The following is a 14,716-nucleotide window of genomic DNA, read 5'->3' as shown; positions in this document are numbered from 1 at the left end:
TCCGGCGGGACACAGGCCGCCTTTCAGTCGCTCCGGCTCATTCAAATGACGGATGTGGCGACAATCGTGTTGCGCCAAGGCTTTCCCATCATGGATCACGGGAGAGAACCGGTGGGGAAAGCGACACTATCGAAGCTGGCGATTGGTGCCCTGGCATTGGGGCTGGGCACGAGCGGTGCTCTGGGGCAATCGACGACGGACTGGGCGGGCTTCTATGCCGGCATTTATGGCGGCTATGCACTCGATTCGGCTGGCGCATCCTCCTCCAGCATCGGGCCGGCCACGCTCGACCTGGGCGGTGGCGATGTGCTGTCGGGTACACTCGATTCGAGCAATGGCCGCATCAGTGGCCTGTTTGGCGGGGCGGCGGCCGGCTATAATTACCAGCGGGAGCAACTGGTGCTCGGTGTGGAGCTCGGCGGTGGCCTGGGCGGCTTCGGCAAGACCAACAGCACGGTGGCGGCGCTGAGCATGACCGACGGCGTCAACACCGCGACGATCGACTACAGCGATGTCACCACCTTCGGCCTCGACTGGTATACGACGCTGCAGGGCCGCGTCGGCTTCGCCCAGGACAACTGGATGTTCTACCTCAAGGGTGGTGCGGCGCTGGCGAATGTCACCATCACCAACAATTCGCGGGTAACGCTGGCCGATCCGGGCGGACTGATCGGCCTGCCGAATATCGACTTGCCCAGCTCGGGCTCGACCACCCAGTTGATCGTCGGCCCGACTTTCGGCGTCGGCATCGAGGCCATGGTGACGGATGCGGTCTCGGTATCGGCGGAATACAGCTATCTCAACCTGCCGAGCGCGATAGGACCATCGAGCTTGCTGGGCGGACTGCTCGGCGGGGGCGGCAGCACGTTCGATGCGGCTACGCACCAGCTCAAGGCGGGCGTCAACTACCACTTCTGACCCAACTGGAGTCCGGCTCACCTCCGGCCGGACTCATTTCTCGCCAGGGCAGGACGTTCATGCTAGGCGGAACCCATTGCAAGGTTCGAGGTCGCCATGTCCGTCAAACTCTCCGGCCCCATGCTGCCGCCCGCCTCCGGCGGTCTTCCCAAGCAGGCGGTGGTGCTGCTGCATGGCTATGGCAGCGATGGCAATGACCTGATCGGGCTGGCGCCGCATTGGCAGGGCGTATTGCCCGATGCGGCCTTCATCTCGCCCAATGCGCCCGAGCAATGCCGGCAACTGGCCTCGGGCTTTCAGTGGTTCGATATCGCCTTCGAAGGCGACCGGCTGGCCAGCCGCCAGCTCGGCGTGGCGCAGGCGCGGCCGGTGCTGGTCGAATTCCTCGAAGACCTGTGGCGCCAGAGCGGCATCGGGCCGGAAAACACCATTCTGGCCGGTTTCAGCCAGGGCGCCATGATGGCGCTGCATGTGGGGCTGTCGCTCGAAAAACCGCTCATGGGCATCATCTCCTTTTCCGGCGCCTTCGTGCCGCCGGAGGGTTTCGGCAGTGCGGCCCTGGCCAAAAGCCCGGTCTGCCTGGTGCATGGCGACCTGGACGAGGTGGTCGATCCCGAACTCAGCGCCGATGCCGATGTGGCTTTGCGGCTGGCCGGCTATGACGTGGCCTATCATGTCAGCGCAGGCGTCGGCCACGGCATCGCCCCGGACGGGCTGGCTTTCGCCACGGCCTTCATCCAGAGAATCGCGGCGACATAGGCGGCGGGGAACCCGGCCACCACTTTTTCCTGAAAACGCTCTGCTCCCCGCTTCACAGCCCTGACACAAAGGGCTTAGTATAAGGGAGCTATGGACTTACTCGATTCCCGTTCCGGGAGACTCAAGTGACGATCCACGTGTCGCCTGAGGCCTGTCCCGCCCTCGTGCTGAATGCCGATTTCCGGCCTCTCAGCTATTATCCATTATCGCTCTGGTCGTGGCAGGACGCCATCAAGGCCGTGTGCCTGGATCGCGTGAATATCGTCTCGCATTACGATACGGTCATCCACTCCCCCAGCTTCGAGATGCAACTGCCCAGCGTGGTCTCGCTGCGGGACTATGTGAAGCCGGCGCGCCATCCCGCCTTTACCCGGTTCAACGTGTTCCTGCGCGACCGCTTCCAGTGCCAGTATTGCGGCTCAAAGGATGACCTGACCTTCGACCACGTCATTCCGCGCTCCAAGGGCGGCCAGACCACGTGGGAAAATGTCGTGGCCGCCTGCGCGCCCTGCAACCTGCGCAAGGCCAATCGCCTGCCCAGCGAAATCCGCATGTTCCCGCACCAGAAGCCGTACCATCCCACCGTGCATGACCTGCACAACAATGGTCGCGCCTTCCCGCCCAACCACCTGCACCAGAGCTGGCTGGACTATCTCTACTGGGATATTGAGCTGGAGCCGTAAGGCTTGCAGGCTTGTGGTCCAATAACTATTATTGGCTTGTCTCAAGCGGAGAGAAGCTATGGCCATCAGCGCCGAACTGGGTGACACCCTCGAAAAAGTTGTAGCCGACCTGGTCGAAAACGGCCGCTACAACTCCAAGAGCGAAGTCTTGCGCGAAGGCGTAAGGCTGGTGCAGGAGCGCGAGGCGCGACTGCGGGCGGCGCTTGAACGTGGGATGAAGGATGTCGAGGAAGGGCGCGTCAAGCCGCTCGATGAGGTGGCCGATCGCCTGATCGCCAAGTACCAGCGCATGGCGGATGAGCAGTCGTCATGACGGTAACGATTGCTGCCGAGGCGGAGGCGGACCTCGAAGCGATTGCCGGCTACATCGCTGCCGATAACCCGCTGCGCGCCGTGTCATTCGTTCAGGAATTGGTAGCCAATTGCCACGTCCTTGCCGGGCAGCCGCTTCGTCACCCTATTGTCGCCGACTACGGACAGCGCTTGCGGCGATTTCCGTATAAAGGTTATTCAATCTACTATCAGGTTAGCAGCGCCAACGATGTCGTGGTGGTTCACATCCTGAACGACGCCATGGATCATCGCAGAATTCTGGATAGCTAGTTGCGATCTGACAGTCAGAGCCTCGCCTACTAACTCCGCCTATGCCGCATCTGCGCTGCAATCGAAATGCCCAGCAGCGCCACGATGGCCACCGAGACCAGTGCATTATAACCCGCCAGGGAAATGCCGAGGAAGCGGAACTGGACCACGTCGCAGCCGATGACCGGGGTCAGGTTGCTCAGCGCGTCGAAATCCATGGTCTCACCGATGCCGGTGCAGGCGGTGGGTCCCGGCCAGAAGCCCCATTCGACGCCGGCATGGTATCCGCCCATATAGGCGCCCCAGACGAAGATGGCGGTGACAATGGCCATGGCGATGTACCAAACGGTCAACGGCAGGCGGTTCCAGGTCAGCAGCACGACCAGCAGGATGGGCAGGCCCCAGTAATAGGCCAGGCGCTGTTCGAGGCAGAGCTCGCAGGGTACCAGCCCGCCGATGAATTGGCTGGCGAGCGCGCCCAGGATCGCCACCAGCCCGAGCACGAAGGCAAGGCCGGCCGATTTCTTGTCGAGCGGGTGAAGGATGGATGCAGCCATGCTGGGAACTCTTGGGTGACGCTGAAACAGGGGCCGGAATAGACCGTGATTGCGGCAAATTCCAGCGGGGAACAGGCTTGTGATCAGTCGCCCGGCAGGCTGATGCCGGCAGCCTGCCGGAGGGCGATGGCATTGGCCGGGGCGTGCAATTTGTCCTCGTGCACGAAATAGGCAAACACGTCCTTGCCGGCCTCGGCCCAGGCTTTGACGATCGTGGCCCAATCGTCGATATCGGCCTGCTGATAGCCGTCGCCGCGTATCGGGCCCTGCAAGCGGCAATAGGCGAAATCGGCGGTCAGCTCGCGCGCGGGGTTTTCTTCCGTGTCGGCAATGACGCGGGCCACATTGTGCTCGGCCAGCAACGCATTGACCTCGGGCATATCGAAGCTGGCATTGCGCATCTCGATGGCGTGGCGGATGGGGCCGACGCCGTCGGTGGTGAGGAAGGGCGCCGATTTGAGCCGCTCGTCGGCCTTGCTGGCCAGCGCGACATAGTCGGCGGTGGTGCGCGGCAGCAGCTTGAGGAAGGCGCTCAATACGTCGCCGTTATAGCTGACATTGGGCGGAAGCTGCCAGATGAAGGGGCCGAGCTTGGCACCCAGCGCCAGGGGGCCGGAGGCGAAGAAATTGGCCAGCTCCTGCTCGCAATTCTTCAGCCGCTTGATATGGGTGACGAGCTGCGGCCCCTTGATGGAAAAGACGAAACCCTCGCGCGCCTCGCCGGCCCATTTGGCGAAACTCTCCGGCTTCTGATTGGCGCGGAATGTGGCGTTGATCTCGATGCTGCCGAGGCGGGAGCTGGCATAGGCCAGCTCCTTTTTCTGCACGAGGCCATCAGGAAAGAAGGTGCCGCGCCAGGGTGCGAATACCCAGCCGGCCGTTCCCGTGCGTATTGCGCCTTGCATTGTCATGCCAATGGTCCTCCGCCGCCCGAGCTTTGCCCGGAGCGGCGGTGCTTGGCAACCGGCAGGTTGCTAGAACTTGTAGTTGATGCCGGCGCGAACCACGCTGAAGCGTTGCGAGACGTCGATATTGCCGACCGGGGCCGGCAGGTTGTTATAGGTCTGGGTGCCCAGATCGACGTAAAGATATTCGGCCTTGATCGTGATATTCTCGGTTGCCTGGGCCTCGAGGCCGATGCCGGCGGTCCAGCCCATATGGGTGGCCGATTGCGTGGTGACCACGCCATTGTCCAGGCTGGCCGTGCCGCGCCCGGCGGCAAGGCCGCCGGTCACATAGGGCATGACCTGGCCGAAGGCCATGCCGGCGCGGCCGCGCAGGGTGCCGTAGAAGTCGATGCCGGTGCGGAATGTATCGGCGCCCAGGGCTTCGGAATAGCCGACATTGGCCCATTGCAGGTCGCCTTCGGCGCCGATGATGAAGCCGCCCATATCCATGTTGTAGCCAACCTGGCCGCCGAGGTTCCAGCCGCCGGTATTGTTCGTTGCCGCTGCGCCGGGGGCGGGCTGCACGGTCTGGGAACCGAAGCCATAGCCGCCGCTGACGCCGGCATAAAAGCCCGACCAGCCGGAGGCCGGGGTGGGCGAATAGATCGGGCTGGCGCCGCTGTTCCAGCCGAGATCGGCGGCATGGCCGGCTGATGTCAGCAGGGCGATCGCGGAAAGCATGATGCCAAGGCGCTTCATGGATGTCCTCGTCTGAAGGGTCTGATGTCTTTCCGCAAAATGCGACGGAAAAAATTAACACCCCGGTAAGGAACAAGGTTAACGCCATGCAGTAGCGCCATGGCTGGGCGTCACCTCTGCGTGAGGTGCATGAAGCGCCAGATTTTCGATAGGTCTAGAAGTTGGGGCGCGGCCGGGGGAAGGGCACGGCGCCCGGCATGGCCGCCGGCAGGCCGGGCCGCAGGTCGCCGTCGAGCGCCGCCTCGGTGGTCGGTTCGCTGAAAATCGGCAGATGGGCGGGGCGCGGCCGCGGCAGGCTGACGCCGACCGCGATGCGGCCCAGATCGGTCGCCACGTAGGAGCTGGTCAGCACCGTGTCGGTGAGGAAGCTCGGCTGGCCCTTGAGGCCCATGGGGAAGGCCGCTTCCTGGCTTGCTACATAGGCCTTGGCTTCCTTGCCACAGATCTGCGACCGCATGTCGACGGGCAGTGCGCCCGGATTGTTGCCCAGCGTCAGCACGGTCTGCCCGGTGGGCGTGGCCGCGCCGCTCAGCCCGCGCAGGATCAGTTCGGCGGTGCGCTCGTTGCGGTCGCGCGCCGAGGCGCCGCCCAGGATCACGGCGAGCAGGCGGCGGCCATTGCGATCCACTGTCGCCACCATGTTGAGTCCCGAGGCGCAGATGAAGCCGGTCTTCATGCCGGTCGTGCCGGCAAAGGTTTCCAGCAGCTTGTTTTCCGATTCCAGCTTCTTGCCGTTGAGCATCACTGTGGCGGTGCCGAAGATGGGCATATATTGCGGGAAGGTCTGACGGATATAGAGCGAGAGAATGGCCAGGTCTCGCGCCGAGGTGACCTGGGCCGGGTCGTGCAGGCCATTGGCATTGGCGTAATGGGTTGCCGTCAGGCCCATGCGCGCGGCGGTGTCGTTCATCAGCGCCACATAGCTGGCTTCGTCGCCGGCAATGGTTTCGGCAATGGCCACGGCCACGTCATTGGCCGACTTCACCAGCAGGAGATAGAGCGCGTCCTGCAGGGTGACGGCGCTGCCGACGGCCAGGCCCGACTTGGATGGCGCCTGGTTGAAGGCCTTGCGGGAAATGACCACGGGCGTATCGAGACTCACCTTGCCCAGGGCGATCTGGTCGAAGGCGACATAGGCCGTCATCAGCTTGGTGAGCGAGGCCGGATGCCAGGGCTGGCCGGCGTCCTCGGCATAGAGCACGGCGAAATTGTCCATATCCACCAGCAGCATCGGATTGGCGCGGGCCGGCGCCAGGCTCAGCAGCGCCAGCATGAGGACAAGGACGAAACGACGGGCGAACAGCAAGGGGCAACGGCTCCGATACGGTGGGGAAGGCGGCATCCTCTTAGCAGCGCGGGCGTTTCATCTCAATGCGCGCCGGCCCGCCTGACGGGCTTTTGAACCTGCTGACACGATCTGTCATATGCCGGCGGCAGGCTGGGTTCACCAACAGGAGCTATCAGATGACCACGATCGTCACCATTCTCACCGAAGGCTATGCCGATTGGGAAACCGCCTTGCTCAACGCGGCGGCACGCTCCTATTTCCATATCGACACAAGGTTCGCGACGCCGGATGGCAAGCCGGTCACCTCCTCGGGCGGGCTCAAGGTCACGCCGGACATGGCGGTGGATGACATCGATGTCGGCGCCATCGATGCGCTGGTGGTCAATGGCGGCGCGGCGTGGAGCCAGGCAGATGCGCCCGATATCGGCAAGGCACTGATCGCCGCACGCGACGCGGGCAAGACGGTGGCCGGCATCTGCGACGGCACGCTGGCACTGGCCCGAGCCGGACTGCTCGACGATGTCGCCCACACATCCAACTCGACCGACAACCTCACACCGACCGGCTACAAGGGCGCGCCGCATTATCGCGACCAGCCCGATGCCGTGGTGGCCGGGAGGATCGTCACGGCGCCCGGCACGGCGCCGGTCAGCTTCATGGGCGGTGTGCTGGAAACGCTGGGGCTGCGGGACGATAATCTGAACTACTATCTTGGCCTCTACGGCGCCGAGCACAAGGCAGCTTGAGAGTGACTTGATCTTCCTTCCCCTCTCCCCTGGTGGGAGAGGGGTGACCTGACGCGTTCAGCGGAAGGTCAGGGTGAGGGGGAGCTGCGTTGGACGGATGGATCCGGGCGAAAGCTCAGCGGGGGCTGATCGGCGCCTTGCGCTCGCGGCCCCACAGCACGAAGAGCGACAGAGCCAGCAGTACCAGGTTCATCGGCAGCACCATGAATTCGCCGCGCGAGATATGCACGCCCATGGCCAGTACCTGGATGACCGAGAAGCCCAGGGCCGCCAGCGGCGTCAGCCGCGGCATGATGCGGGTCAGTGCCGGCAGGATGATGCCGATGGCGCCCAGGATTTCCATCGTACCGATGAAGCGGGTCAAAAGTTCGGGGAAATCCACGGCATAGCCCATGCCCATGGCGGCCAGGCCCTCCATGGACTGGGTTACCTTGTTGAAGCCAGCAAAGCCATACATCACGGCCAGCACCACCTGCGCTACCCAGAGCCCGATATTCCACCCGCTGCGGCCGGTGGCGCCGTTGGTCACGTCGGTCATTTGTTCCTCCTCGAACCGATCTGACTTTTGTACCCTAGGCACATTAGAGAACTGTGTTTATATTTGTGCCTGAGTTACGCACAAGAAGGTACAGCCATGTCACTGCATGACACATCCAAATCCGCCAATTGCACCGCGATGTCCGATGTCCTCAATCGCATCGGCGACAAGTGGAGCGTGATGGTGGTGGGCATGCTCGGGCGCAACGGCACCCTGCGCTTCAACGAGCTCAAGCGCATGATCAACGGCGTTTCCCAGCGCATGCTGACCCTGACGCTACGCAATCTGGAGCGCGATGGGCTGGTCACCCGCACCATCTATCCGGAAGTGCCGCCGCGCGTCGAATATGGCCTCACCGAAATGGGCAAGACGCTGGATGGTCCCATCAGCAAGCTGTGGGACTGGTCGGCCGAGCACCATGCCGCCATCATCGATGCCCGCGCCGTCTACGATGCGCGCGAAAGCGCCGTGGCGGCGGCCGAGCCGCGCAAGGTCGCCTACGCCCGCGGCTGAGCCATGCCTGGTATCTGGACCCGCGCGGCGCTGGCCGAACACCTGTCGGCGCTCGGCCTTGTAAGGGGCGATGCCGTGCTGGTGCATGCCGGCCTGCGCTCGGTCGGCCCGATGCTGGGCGGTCCGGATGCGCTGATCGACGCCCTGCGCGATGCGGTCGGACCCGAAGGCACGATCCTGGGCTATTGCGACTGGAACTATGATGATCGCGACCTGGCCGATCCCGCCTTGCGGGTGCATGTGCCGCCCTTCGATCCGGCCCGTTCCCGCGCCACGCGCGACAATGGCGCCTTTCCTGAACTGCTGCGCACCACGCCCGGCGCATGCCGCAGCGGCAATCCCGGCGCGTCCTTTGCTGCCCTGGGCGGCAAGGCCGACTGGTTCACCGCCGATCATGCGATGGACTACGGCTATGGCCCGCAATCGCCGCTCGGCAAGCTGGTCGCATCGGGCGGCAAGACGCTGCTGGTCGGCGCTCCACTCGATACGATGACCCTGCTGCATCACGCCGAGCATCTGGCCGATATCCCCGGCAAGCGCCTGCGGCGCTATCAGTCTCCCATCTTGGTCGACGGGAAGACGGTGTGGCGCGATTTCGAGGAATTCGACACGTCCGACCCGGTCGTCGAAGGGCTGGCAGACGATTATTTCGAGGAAGTGGTCGAAGATTTCCTCGCCACCGACCAGGGCCGGCGCGGCCTCATCGGCCACGCCCCCTCGGTATTGGTCGACGCCCCAGCCGTCGTCGCCTTCGCGGTCGACTGGCTGGAGCGCCGGTTCCCAGCCTGACCTAAGCGTTGAAGCCGCTATCGACCAGGATGGAGCTGCCGGTAATGCTGCGGCCGCCCGGTCCTGCCAGATGCAATACGGCCGCTGCCACATCCTCCGCCGCGCCGAAACGGCCCAATGCGTTATGCTTCAACTGCTCGCTGGCGTAAGGGCTGTCGGCCGGGTTCATCTCCGTGTCGGTCGAGCCGGGATCGACCGTGTTGACGGTGATGCCCTGCGGCCCCAATTCGCGCGCCAGCGCCCGCGTCATGCCGATCAGTGCCGATTTGCTGGACACGTAGAGCGCCAGCCCTGGCTCGGCCACGCGGGTCGACAGGTTGGTGCCGATGCTGATGATGCGGCCGCCATTGAGCATATGCCTTGCCGCCGCCTGCGCCGCAAAGAAGGGCGCGCGGGCATGGATGGCGAATAACCGGTCGAAATCGGCGCGGGAGACATCGGCGAAGGCGCCGCCATCGCCCACACCAGCATTGTTGACCAGGATGTCGAGCCGGCCGAAATGCTCGACCGTGCGTTCCACGGCCGCGGTCACCGCATCCGGGTCGGCCGAATCGGCCTGGAAGGCGAGCGCCTTGCGGCCGAGCTGGGTGATCTGCTTGCTTACTGCCTCGGCACGGGCGCCATTGCTGGCAAAGGTGAAGGCTACATTGGCGCCTGATCGGGCCAGGACGACGGCAATGGCAGCGCCGATGCCGCGGCTGCCGCCGGTTACGAGGGCCACCTGGTCGAGAAGTTCGGGCCTGGATCGCATGTCTGTCTCCTATTTTGTAATGATCGGTACACAATTGCTAGACCGGCTTGCGATTGCCGGTCAAGGATTTTATACTGATCGGTATAGATTGCATTGGACACCCGGTTTTGGCAGGACGACCCCGCGAATTCGATCGCACCGAAGCCTTGCAGAAGGCGATGCTGCTGTTCTGGGAACGCGGCTATGAAGGCACGTCGATCGGTGACCTGTCCGAGGCGCTGGCCATCGGCAAGCCCAGCCTCTATGCGGCCTTCGGCAACAAGGAAGACCTGTTCCTCGAGGCGCTGCAGCTTTACGAGGATACCTATGGCTGCTTCTCGCAGGCCGACCTCGACGACGCGCCCACCGCTCAGGCAGCTTTCGTCACGACCCTGCGCCGCAATGCGGCTTGCCAGCTCAATGCCGGTGCTCCTCCGGGCTGCTTCATCGTGCTGTCGGCCACTGTTGGCACGCCGCAAAATGCCGATGTCCGGGCGCATCTGACCCGCCGCCGCCAGGCGACGCGTGACCGGCTGGCGGCCCGGCTGGCCCGCGGCATTGCCGATGGCGACGTGCCCGATACGGCCGACCCGCAAGCGGTCGCCACTTTCTATGCCACCGTCATCAACGGGCTTGCCATCGAGGCGCGGGACGGCGCGGGGCAGGCCGAGCTCGACCGGATCGTCACCGCTGCGCTGGCCGCCTGGGATTCACTGGTCGGTCAATGAAAAGGGCGGCCCCGCAGGGCCGCCCTCAATCGCCTAGATCAGCGCGACGATCTTCTTTTTTCTTCCACACGAACTGATACCAGCTCGCCTGCAGCACCAGCATCATGGTGAAGCTCGCCGCATAGGCGATCCAGATGCCGGTCAGGCCCAGGCTGGTCTGGCTCAGCAGGACGGCGCCGGGCAGTTCGATGCAGAGGATACAGGCCAGCGAGAGGATCATCGGCGCATAGACCGTGCCGCTGGCGCGCATCATACCCGAGAAGACCACGCTCCAGCCGAAGCAGAGAATGCTCCACAGCACGACATGCAGCAGCGTCTCGGTGAGCTCGATCACTTCCGGGTCGGTGATGAACAGGGCCACCAGATGCTGGCTGAACAGATAAGCCAACACGATCAATCCGCCTGTGATCACCAGGTTCAGCCCCAAAGCCGTGCGGGTGATGGCCGAAAGCTGGTGCATCTGGCCGGCGCCGATGGCCTGTGCCCCGAAGATCGAGGCGGCGATGCCGATCGACATGGCGGGGAACTGCACATAGCTCATCACCTGTCCCAGCGCGCCATAGGCGGCCGTGGCGTCCGAGCCGAAGCGGTTGACCAGCCCGATGACGACGATGCCGGCGATGGAGGAAATCACCATCTGCAATCCGGCCGGCACGCCGAGCTTGAGGATCAGCCCGAGCAGCTTGAAGTCCGGTTTCAGCATGGCTCCGAGCAGCACGCGATCGGGCGCCAGCGGCATGTTGCGGGCGCGCATATAGACGAACAGGAAGATCAGCACGGTCAGGAAGCCGGCAATCATCGCCCAGGCAGCGGCATCGACGCCCAGTTGTGGCAGGCCGAACCAGCCCAGGATCAGCGCCGGGGTGACCAGCAGGCTCACCACCATGGACATGATCAGCGAGAAGAGCGGGGTGATGGTATCGCCCACGCCGCGCAGCACCGAGGTGACCACGAGGAAGAGGAAGAAACCGGGCATGCCGATCAGCACGATGCGGGCATAGCCCACCGCCAGCTCGCGGATATTTTCGGGCGCGCCGAGCAGGGTCATGATGCCTTCGGCAAAGAAACCGCCGAAAATGGCGACCAGCAGGCCGAGCACCAGGGTCGCGGCCAGGGTGGTGCCGGTCACCTGCTTGACCTTATCGACATTGCGGGCGCCCCAGGCCTGGCCGATCAGCACGGTCGAGCCGGCCGACAGCCCGATGATGAAGCTCATCAGGAAGAACATGATGGGGAAGAAAGTGGCGGTGGCCGCCAGCGCCTCGACGCCGATCAGCTGCCCGATATAGATCGAGTTCACCGTGCCCGACAGCGCCTGCAGGATGTTGGACGCCATGAGCGGCACGAGAAAGACAACGAACCGCTGCCAGAGCGGCTTGGATTGGGGGTTCATTTGAACAGTCCTGATAACCTCGACAAAATTCGCGTCACGTCGCTGGCCCCGAAAACAGCGGAGGCACTGAGCAATATTTCAGGCCGCTGCAGGGACCGATTCACACCCCGAAGGCGGGGCGCAGGCTGGACGGGCGCTGGAGGCATGGAAATGACACGGCCGGTTGTGTACGCCGGAGGTGTTGGGGCGTCAATCTGGCTTCTCTTTGGGCTGCCTCCTGTTGCGCCAATGCCAACCATCGCCGCGCGGCCCCACCCCACCCTCGGTCCCTCCCCATCGAGGGGAGGGAGGCGCTAGATCCAATGCCAGTGTTCATCGTCTCCCTCCCCCTTGTGGGGAGGGATCAAGGGTGGGGGTGGGCCACACGCGCCGTCTTTTCTGCTCCTGCGCACATCACCCCCGCGAATACCCACCATCACCACTTGTCATCGCCAGGCCGCAAATTCCCGATGCGTTGCGTGCCGCCACAGGCTAAGCATCACCCATGTCCACGCTCGCTGCCCCCTATCGCTTTTCCGACCAGTTCCTTGCCGGCGCCCGCGCCTGCGTTCCGGTCGCCATTTCGGTGGCGGCCTATGGGCTGGTCTGGGGCGTGCTGGCGCGCGGGGCGGGTCTCAGCCTCATCGAAGTCGTGATGATGAGCGGCCTCGTCTTTGCCGGTTCGGCACAATTCGTGGCGCTCGACCTGTGGACCGCCACGCCATCGAGCCTGCCCATCGGGCCGCTGATCCTGGCGGCGCTCATCGTCAATCTGCGCTACCTGCTGCTCACGGCGACCCTGCGCCCGCTCTATCCGGAAAAGGGCCTTTGGCGCGGCGCGCTCAGCATGTATCTGGTCACCGACGAGAACTGGGCCATGACCGTGGCTGCCATGGCGCGGGGCGGCAGCAGCGTCGCCTTCCTCATGGGCGGTGGCGCCCTGGCCTGGATCAGTTGGATGAGCACCAATCTCATCGGCTATGGCCTGGGCTCGGCCATTGACGATCCGGCGCGCTGGGGGCTCGATTTCGCCTTCACCGCCACGTTCCTGGCCTTGCTGCTCGGCATGTGGAAGGGACGGGGCGATATCGTGCCCTGGCTGGTCGCGGCGCTCACCGCCATCGCCACGGCACAATTCGTCGAAGGTAGCTGGCATATTCTGGTCGGCGGCGTGGCGGGCAGTCTTGCCGGCGCCCTGGTGGAGGTTCGCAAGCATGCACACCACGCCTGAAGCCGTCATCGCCATTCTGGGCATGGCGCTGGTCACCATCGCCGTCAAGGCCAGCGGGCTGCTGCTGGCCGACCGCCTGCCGCGCGATGGCTTTGCCGCCGCCTGGCTGCGGCACATTCCCGGCGCGGTACTGGCCGCATTGGTGGCGCCGGCGCTGGTCACCGGCAGTCCGGCCGAGGTCGTGGCCGCCGTGGCGACGGGCGGCATCTTCATCCTGACACGCAACCTCTTCGCGGCCATGGCGGCCGGTGTCGCCACGGTCTATCTGGTCCGACTGCTCATCGCCGGATAATCGCTGCACCCGGTTGCGGCCCGCGGGCAACTGGGCTAGGAACGCTCCCCGTGCCCCTCTGGCGGAATGGTAGACGCAGAGGACTCAAAATCCTCCGCCGCGAGGCGTGCCGGTTCGAGTCCGGCGGGGGGCACCAATCATCCCACTGCAATTTCCTAACGTACTGATATACCTAAGATTTGGGTCCGTCCGCACCACTCCGGGGCACGTTTTGGGGCATGTTTTGGGGCGTGTTTTTTGCCTCGGGCTCGTACCAATAGGCCTTGATCGAGCGAGTCGCGCAGCAGGGCGCCACCAGCCTCTCCCATAAATCATCGACCAGGTAATCATGGCCGAGGGTGGCCACCAGGGTCGGCAGGTCAAGTTCAACCGGGGGAACAGGGCAGGGCTTGGCCGACTTGAGCCCCTGCCGTTGCCGATCGCATTTCACGAAGAGACGCCAGCCTTGATGCATCCGGCTATAGATGGTCGGCGGCGGCATGTAGCTGTCGGCGTCCGATACAGGCGCGATCTGGCAGCGCTTTTCGAGATAGTCGCCATCGGCCGGCGCGGGCGGCTGCCGCGCCCTATGACACCCGCCCTTTGCTGCGATCGCTATCAGGGCATCCCGGCCGCCCAGGTCGCCGAATTCGGCATAGAGCCGAAAGCAGGCATACCGGCCGTGCCGGGAGCAACGCTCGCAGCGCACCTCCAGCGTGGCTGCGGGCTGGGCCGAGAATTTCTTGCCGGACACCCACCGTTGCAAGGTCCACCTCCTGTGAGGCGGACTCGTATAGCACCGTGAACAGACTGAGAACAATTAGGTGAGTGGGCTCACGATAATATTGTGATTACGACGATGAGGGCGGCCAGCGACAGACCGACCACCGTTGTGCGCCAGGCACGCTGACCGGCGATGACCATCGCCTCCTTGGTTGCTTGCCGCGATGCAACTGGGTCAAGTTTGCGGGTCATCGGAGCCTCCCTTGTGCAGCAGCTTCCGGCGAATGTCCCAAACCTCAATGATGAAGGCGATGATAGAGATCCCGCCCACACCTGCCAGAAAGCCCGATAGCAGCGCTGCCGTCATACCGGTCACCCCGGCAAAGCCAAGCACGGGGGAAAGCCAGACCAGCACAACCGGCCCAAGGTTGGCGGCACAGAGCAGACCGAGGATGACGCTGATGACATTGTCCGGCCACCCCTGCTTAAGGGCCAACCAGCGGGCCACACCGCCCATGGCGCCGGCGATCACCAGGCGGCCCTCTTCGGAGCGTAGCCAATCGAAGAATTCTTGCATTAAGGTTCCGCCTCCATCCCGGCTTTGATCGTGTCGTAATTGTCGGCGCAACGGCGGATCACGCT

At 64.1% G+C, this 14,716-nt stretch carries 21 protein-coding genes and 1 tRNA gene; 12 read left to right on the top strand and 10 right to left on the bottom strand.

What is annotated here, in order from left to right:
* The first annotated feature begins 111 nt into the window (after positions 1–111).
* The 5 genes from NVV79_RS13115 (at position 112) to NVV79_RS13095 (ending at position 2,963) form a co-directional block, all read left to right on the top strand.
* Positions 112–918 (top strand): outer membrane protein, encoded by an 807-nt coding sequence (locus NVV79_RS13115; RefSeq protein ID WP_303990159.1) that lies wholly within the window; start codon positions 112–114, stop codon positions 916–918.
* Between the two features lie 96 nt (positions 919–1,014).
* Entirely contained in the window at positions 1,015–1,677 is a 663-nt protein-coding gene (locus tag NVV79_RS13110) for an alpha/beta hydrolase (RefSeq protein WP_303990156.1), read from the top strand.
* A 125-nt stretch (positions 1,678–1,802) separates the two neighbouring features.
* Positions 1,803–2,360, top strand: coding sequence for an HNH endonuclease (locus NVV79_RS13105; protein WP_056232976.1), 558 nt, complete (start codon positions 1,803–1,805; stop codon positions 2,358–2,360).
* A 58-nt stretch (positions 2,361–2,418) separates the two neighbouring features.
* Positions 2,419–2,673: a type II toxin-antitoxin system ParD family antitoxin gene (locus NVV79_RS13100; protein WP_303990146.1), complete on the top strand. Its 255-nt coding sequence runs from the start codon at positions 2,419–2,421 to the stop codon at positions 2,671–2,673.
* Positions 2,670–2,963: a type II toxin-antitoxin system RelE/ParE family toxin gene (locus NVV79_RS13095; RefSeq protein WP_303990144.1), complete on the top strand. Its 294-nt coding sequence runs from the start codon at positions 2,670–2,672 to the stop codon at positions 2,961–2,963. Before NVV79_RS13100 ends, NVV79_RS13095 begins: the two co-directional genes overlap by 4 nt.
* Before the next feature lie 29 nt (positions 2,964–2,992).
* On the opposite strand, the gene NVV79_RS13090 is transcribed toward NVV79_RS13095, so the two are convergent.
* From NVV79_RS13090 to NVV79_RS13075, 4 genes are all read right to left on the bottom strand, one after another.
* Positions 2,993–3,499: a disulfide bond formation protein B gene (locus NVV79_RS13090; RefSeq protein ID WP_303990143.1), complete on the bottom strand. Its 507-nt coding sequence runs from the start codon at positions 3,497–3,499 to the stop codon at positions 2,993–2,995.
* 83 nt (positions 3,500–3,582) lie between these two features.
* Positions 3,583–4,410 carry a DUF72 domain-containing protein gene (locus tag NVV79_RS13085; RefSeq protein ID WP_303990140.1) on the bottom strand — a complete coding sequence of 276 codons (828 nt, stop codon included), beginning with the start codon at positions 4,408–4,410 and terminating at the stop codon, positions 3,583–3,585.
* A gap of 63 nt (positions 4,411–4,473) precedes the next feature.
* Entirely contained in the window at positions 4,474–5,145 is a 672-nt protein-coding gene (locus tag NVV79_RS13080; protein ID WP_303990137.1) for an outer membrane protein, read from the bottom strand.
* Between the two features lie 154 nt (positions 5,146–5,299).
* Positions 5,300–6,451 (bottom strand): D-alanyl-D-alanine carboxypeptidase family protein, encoded by a 1,152-nt coding sequence (locus NVV79_RS13075; protein ID WP_303990135.1) that lies wholly within the window; start codon positions 6,449–6,451, stop codon positions 5,300–5,302.
* 158 nt (positions 6,452–6,609) lie between these two features.
* On the opposite strand from NVV79_RS13075, the gene NVV79_RS13070 reads away from it, so the two are divergent.
* A complete protein-coding gene (locus NVV79_RS13070; protein ID WP_303990132.1) occupies positions 6,610–7,179 on the top strand; it encodes a DJ-1/PfpI family protein in 570 nt (189 codons plus the stop codon).
* 115 nt (positions 7,180–7,294) lie between these two features.
* Here the strand turns inward: NVV79_RS13070 and NVV79_RS13065 are convergent, their stop codons facing one another.
* The gene (locus tag NVV79_RS13065) at positions 7,295–7,717 is read right to left on the bottom strand and encodes a DoxX family protein (protein WP_303990129.1); all 423 of its coding nucleotides are present in this window, start codon (positions 7,715–7,717) and stop codon (positions 7,295–7,297) included.
* Positions 7,718–7,813: 96 nt separating this feature from the next.
* Between NVV79_RS13065 and NVV79_RS13060 the strand changes: the two genes are divergently transcribed.
* Together NVV79_RS13060 and aac(3) are read left to right on the top strand one after the other, a co-directional pair.
* Complete coding sequence (locus tag NVV79_RS13060) at positions 7,814–8,230, top strand: helix-turn-helix domain-containing protein (RefSeq protein WP_146290559.1); 417 nt, start codon at positions 7,814–7,816, stop codon at positions 8,228–8,230.
* A 3-nt stretch (positions 8,231–8,233) separates the two neighbouring features.
* On the top strand, positions 8,234–9,019 hold the full coding sequence (gene aac(3) / locus NVV79_RS13055) for an aminoglycoside 3-N-acetyltransferase (RefSeq protein WP_303990125.1): 786 nt from the start codon (positions 8,234–8,236) through the stop codon (positions 9,017–9,019).
* Position 9,020: 1 nt separating this feature from the next.
* Here the strand turns inward: aac(3) and NVV79_RS13050 are convergent, their stop codons facing one another.
* Positions 9,021–9,770: an SDR family NAD(P)-dependent oxidoreductase gene (locus NVV79_RS13050; RefSeq protein WP_303990121.1), complete on the bottom strand. Its 750-nt coding sequence runs from the start codon at positions 9,768–9,770 to the stop codon at positions 9,021–9,023.
* 107 nt (positions 9,771–9,877) lie between these two features.
* Between NVV79_RS13050 and NVV79_RS13045 the strand changes: the two genes are divergently transcribed.
* A complete protein-coding gene (locus NVV79_RS13045) occupies positions 9,878–10,477 on the top strand; it encodes a TetR/AcrR family transcriptional regulator (RefSeq protein ID WP_303990119.1) in 600 nt (199 codons plus the stop codon).
* A gap of 25 nt (positions 10,478–10,502) precedes the next feature.
* Here the strand turns inward: NVV79_RS13045 and NVV79_RS13040 are convergent, their stop codons facing one another.
* Positions 10,503–11,870 carry an MATE family efflux transporter gene (locus NVV79_RS13040; RefSeq protein WP_303990117.1) on the bottom strand — a complete coding sequence of 456 codons (1,368 nt, stop codon included), beginning with the start codon at positions 11,868–11,870 and terminating at the stop codon, positions 10,503–10,505.
* Positions 11,871–12,354: 484 nt separating this feature from the next.
* Between NVV79_RS13040 and NVV79_RS13035 the strand changes: the two genes are divergently transcribed.
* The 3 genes from NVV79_RS13035 (at position 12,355) to NVV79_RS13025 (ending at position 13,508) form a co-directional block, all read left to right on the top strand.
* On the top strand, positions 12,355–13,080 hold the full coding sequence (locus tag NVV79_RS13035; RefSeq protein ID WP_303990114.1) for an AzlC family ABC transporter permease: 726 nt from the start codon (positions 12,355–12,357) through the stop codon (positions 13,078–13,080).
* On the top strand, positions 13,064–13,372 hold the full coding sequence (locus NVV79_RS13030) for an AzlD family protein (RefSeq protein ID WP_303990112.1): 309 nt from the start codon (positions 13,064–13,066) through the stop codon (positions 13,370–13,372). The genes NVV79_RS13035 and NVV79_RS13030 overlap by 17 nt, the downstream gene beginning before the upstream one ends.
* A gap of 52 nt (positions 13,373–13,424) precedes the next feature.
* Positions 13,425–13,508 (top strand) — tRNA-Leu (locus NVV79_RS13025).
* 36 nt (positions 13,509–13,544) lie between these two features.
* Here NVV79_RS13025 and NVV79_RS13020 read toward each other — a convergent pair.
* The 3 genes from NVV79_RS13020 to NVV79_RS13010 all read right to left on the bottom strand — a co-directional run bounded on the left by NVV79_RS13020 (position 13,545) and on the right by NVV79_RS13010 (position 14,651).
* Complete coding sequence (locus tag NVV79_RS13020; RefSeq protein WP_303990109.1) at positions 13,545–14,105, bottom strand: hypothetical protein; 561 nt, start codon at positions 14,103–14,105, stop codon at positions 13,545–13,547.
* 80 nt (positions 14,106–14,185) lie between these two features.
* Positions 14,186–14,326, bottom strand: coding sequence for a hypothetical protein (locus NVV79_RS13015; protein WP_303990106.1), 141 nt, complete (start codon positions 14,324–14,326; stop codon positions 14,186–14,188).
* Positions 14,310–14,651 (bottom strand): hypothetical protein, encoded by a 342-nt coding sequence (locus NVV79_RS13010; RefSeq protein WP_303990104.1) that lies wholly within the window; start codon positions 14,649–14,651, stop codon positions 14,310–14,312. Before NVV79_RS13010 ends, NVV79_RS13015 begins: the two co-directional genes overlap by 17 nt.
* Between the last annotated feature and the right edge of the window lie 65 nt (positions 14,652–14,716).

Source organism: Devosia ginsengisoli, assembly GCF_024707105.1.
GTDB classification, from domain to species: domain Bacteria; phylum Pseudomonadota; class Alphaproteobacteria; order Rhizobiales; family Devosiaceae; genus Devosia; species Devosia ginsengisoli_A.
Note: the sequence above shows the minus strand (reverse complement) of the source record. Positions and strands in the feature narration are given on the sequence as shown.

Coding starts and splice junctions, on each gene's coding strand:
- NVV79_RS13110 (WP_303990156.1), top strand. CDS start 1,015: ATGTCCGTCAAACTCTCCGGCCCCATGCTGCCGCCCGCCTCCGGCGGT.
- NVV79_RS13100 (WP_303990146.1), top strand. CDS start 2,419: ATGGCCATCAGCGCCGAACTGGGTGACACCCTCGAAAAAGTTGTAGCC.
- NVV79_RS13095 (WP_303990144.1), top strand. CDS start 2,670: ATGACGGTAACGATTGCTGCCGAGGCGGAGGCGGACCTCGAAGCGATT.
- NVV79_RS13090 (WP_303990143.1), bottom strand. CDS start 3,499: ATGGCTGCATCCATCCTTCACCCGCTCGACAAGAAATCGGCCGGCCTT.
- NVV79_RS13085 (WP_303990140.1), bottom strand. CDS start 4,410: ATGACAATGCAAGGCGCAATACGCACGGGAACGGCCGGCTGGGTATTC.
- NVV79_RS13080 (WP_303990137.1), bottom strand. CDS start 5,145: ATGAAGCGCCTTGGCATCATGCTTTCCGCGATCGCCCTGCTGACATCA.
- NVV79_RS13070 (WP_303990132.1), top strand. CDS start 6,610: ATGACCACGATCGTCACCATTCTCACCGAAGGCTATGCCGATTGGGAA.
- NVV79_RS13065 (WP_303990129.1), bottom strand. CDS start 7,717: ATGACCGACGTGACCAACGGCGCCACCGGCCGCAGCGGGTGGAATATC.
- NVV79_RS13060 (WP_146290559.1), top strand. CDS start 7,814: ATGTCACTGCATGACACATCCAAATCCGCCAATTGCACCGCGATGTCC.
- NVV79_RS13050 (WP_303990121.1), bottom strand. CDS start 9,770: ATGCGATCCAGGCCCGAACTTCTCGACCAGGTGGCCCTCGTAACCGGC.
- NVV79_RS13040 (WP_303990117.1), bottom strand. CDS start 11,870: ATGAACCCCCAATCCAAGCCGCTCTGGCAGCGGTTCGTTGTCTTTCTC.
- NVV79_RS13035 (WP_303990114.1), top strand. CDS start 12,355: ATGTCCACGCTCGCTGCCCCCTATCGCTTTTCCGACCAGTTCCTTGCC.
- NVV79_RS13030 (WP_303990112.1), top strand. CDS start 13,064: ATGCACACCACGCCTGAAGCCGTCATCGCCATTCTGGGCATGGCGCTG.
- NVV79_RS13015 (WP_303990106.1), bottom strand. CDS start 14,326: ATGACCCGCAAACTTGACCCAGTTGCATCGCGGCAAGCAACCAAGGAG.
- NVV79_RS13010 (WP_303990104.1), bottom strand. CDS start 14,651: ATGCAAGAATTCTTCGATTGGCTACGCTCCGAAGAGGGCCGCCTGGTG.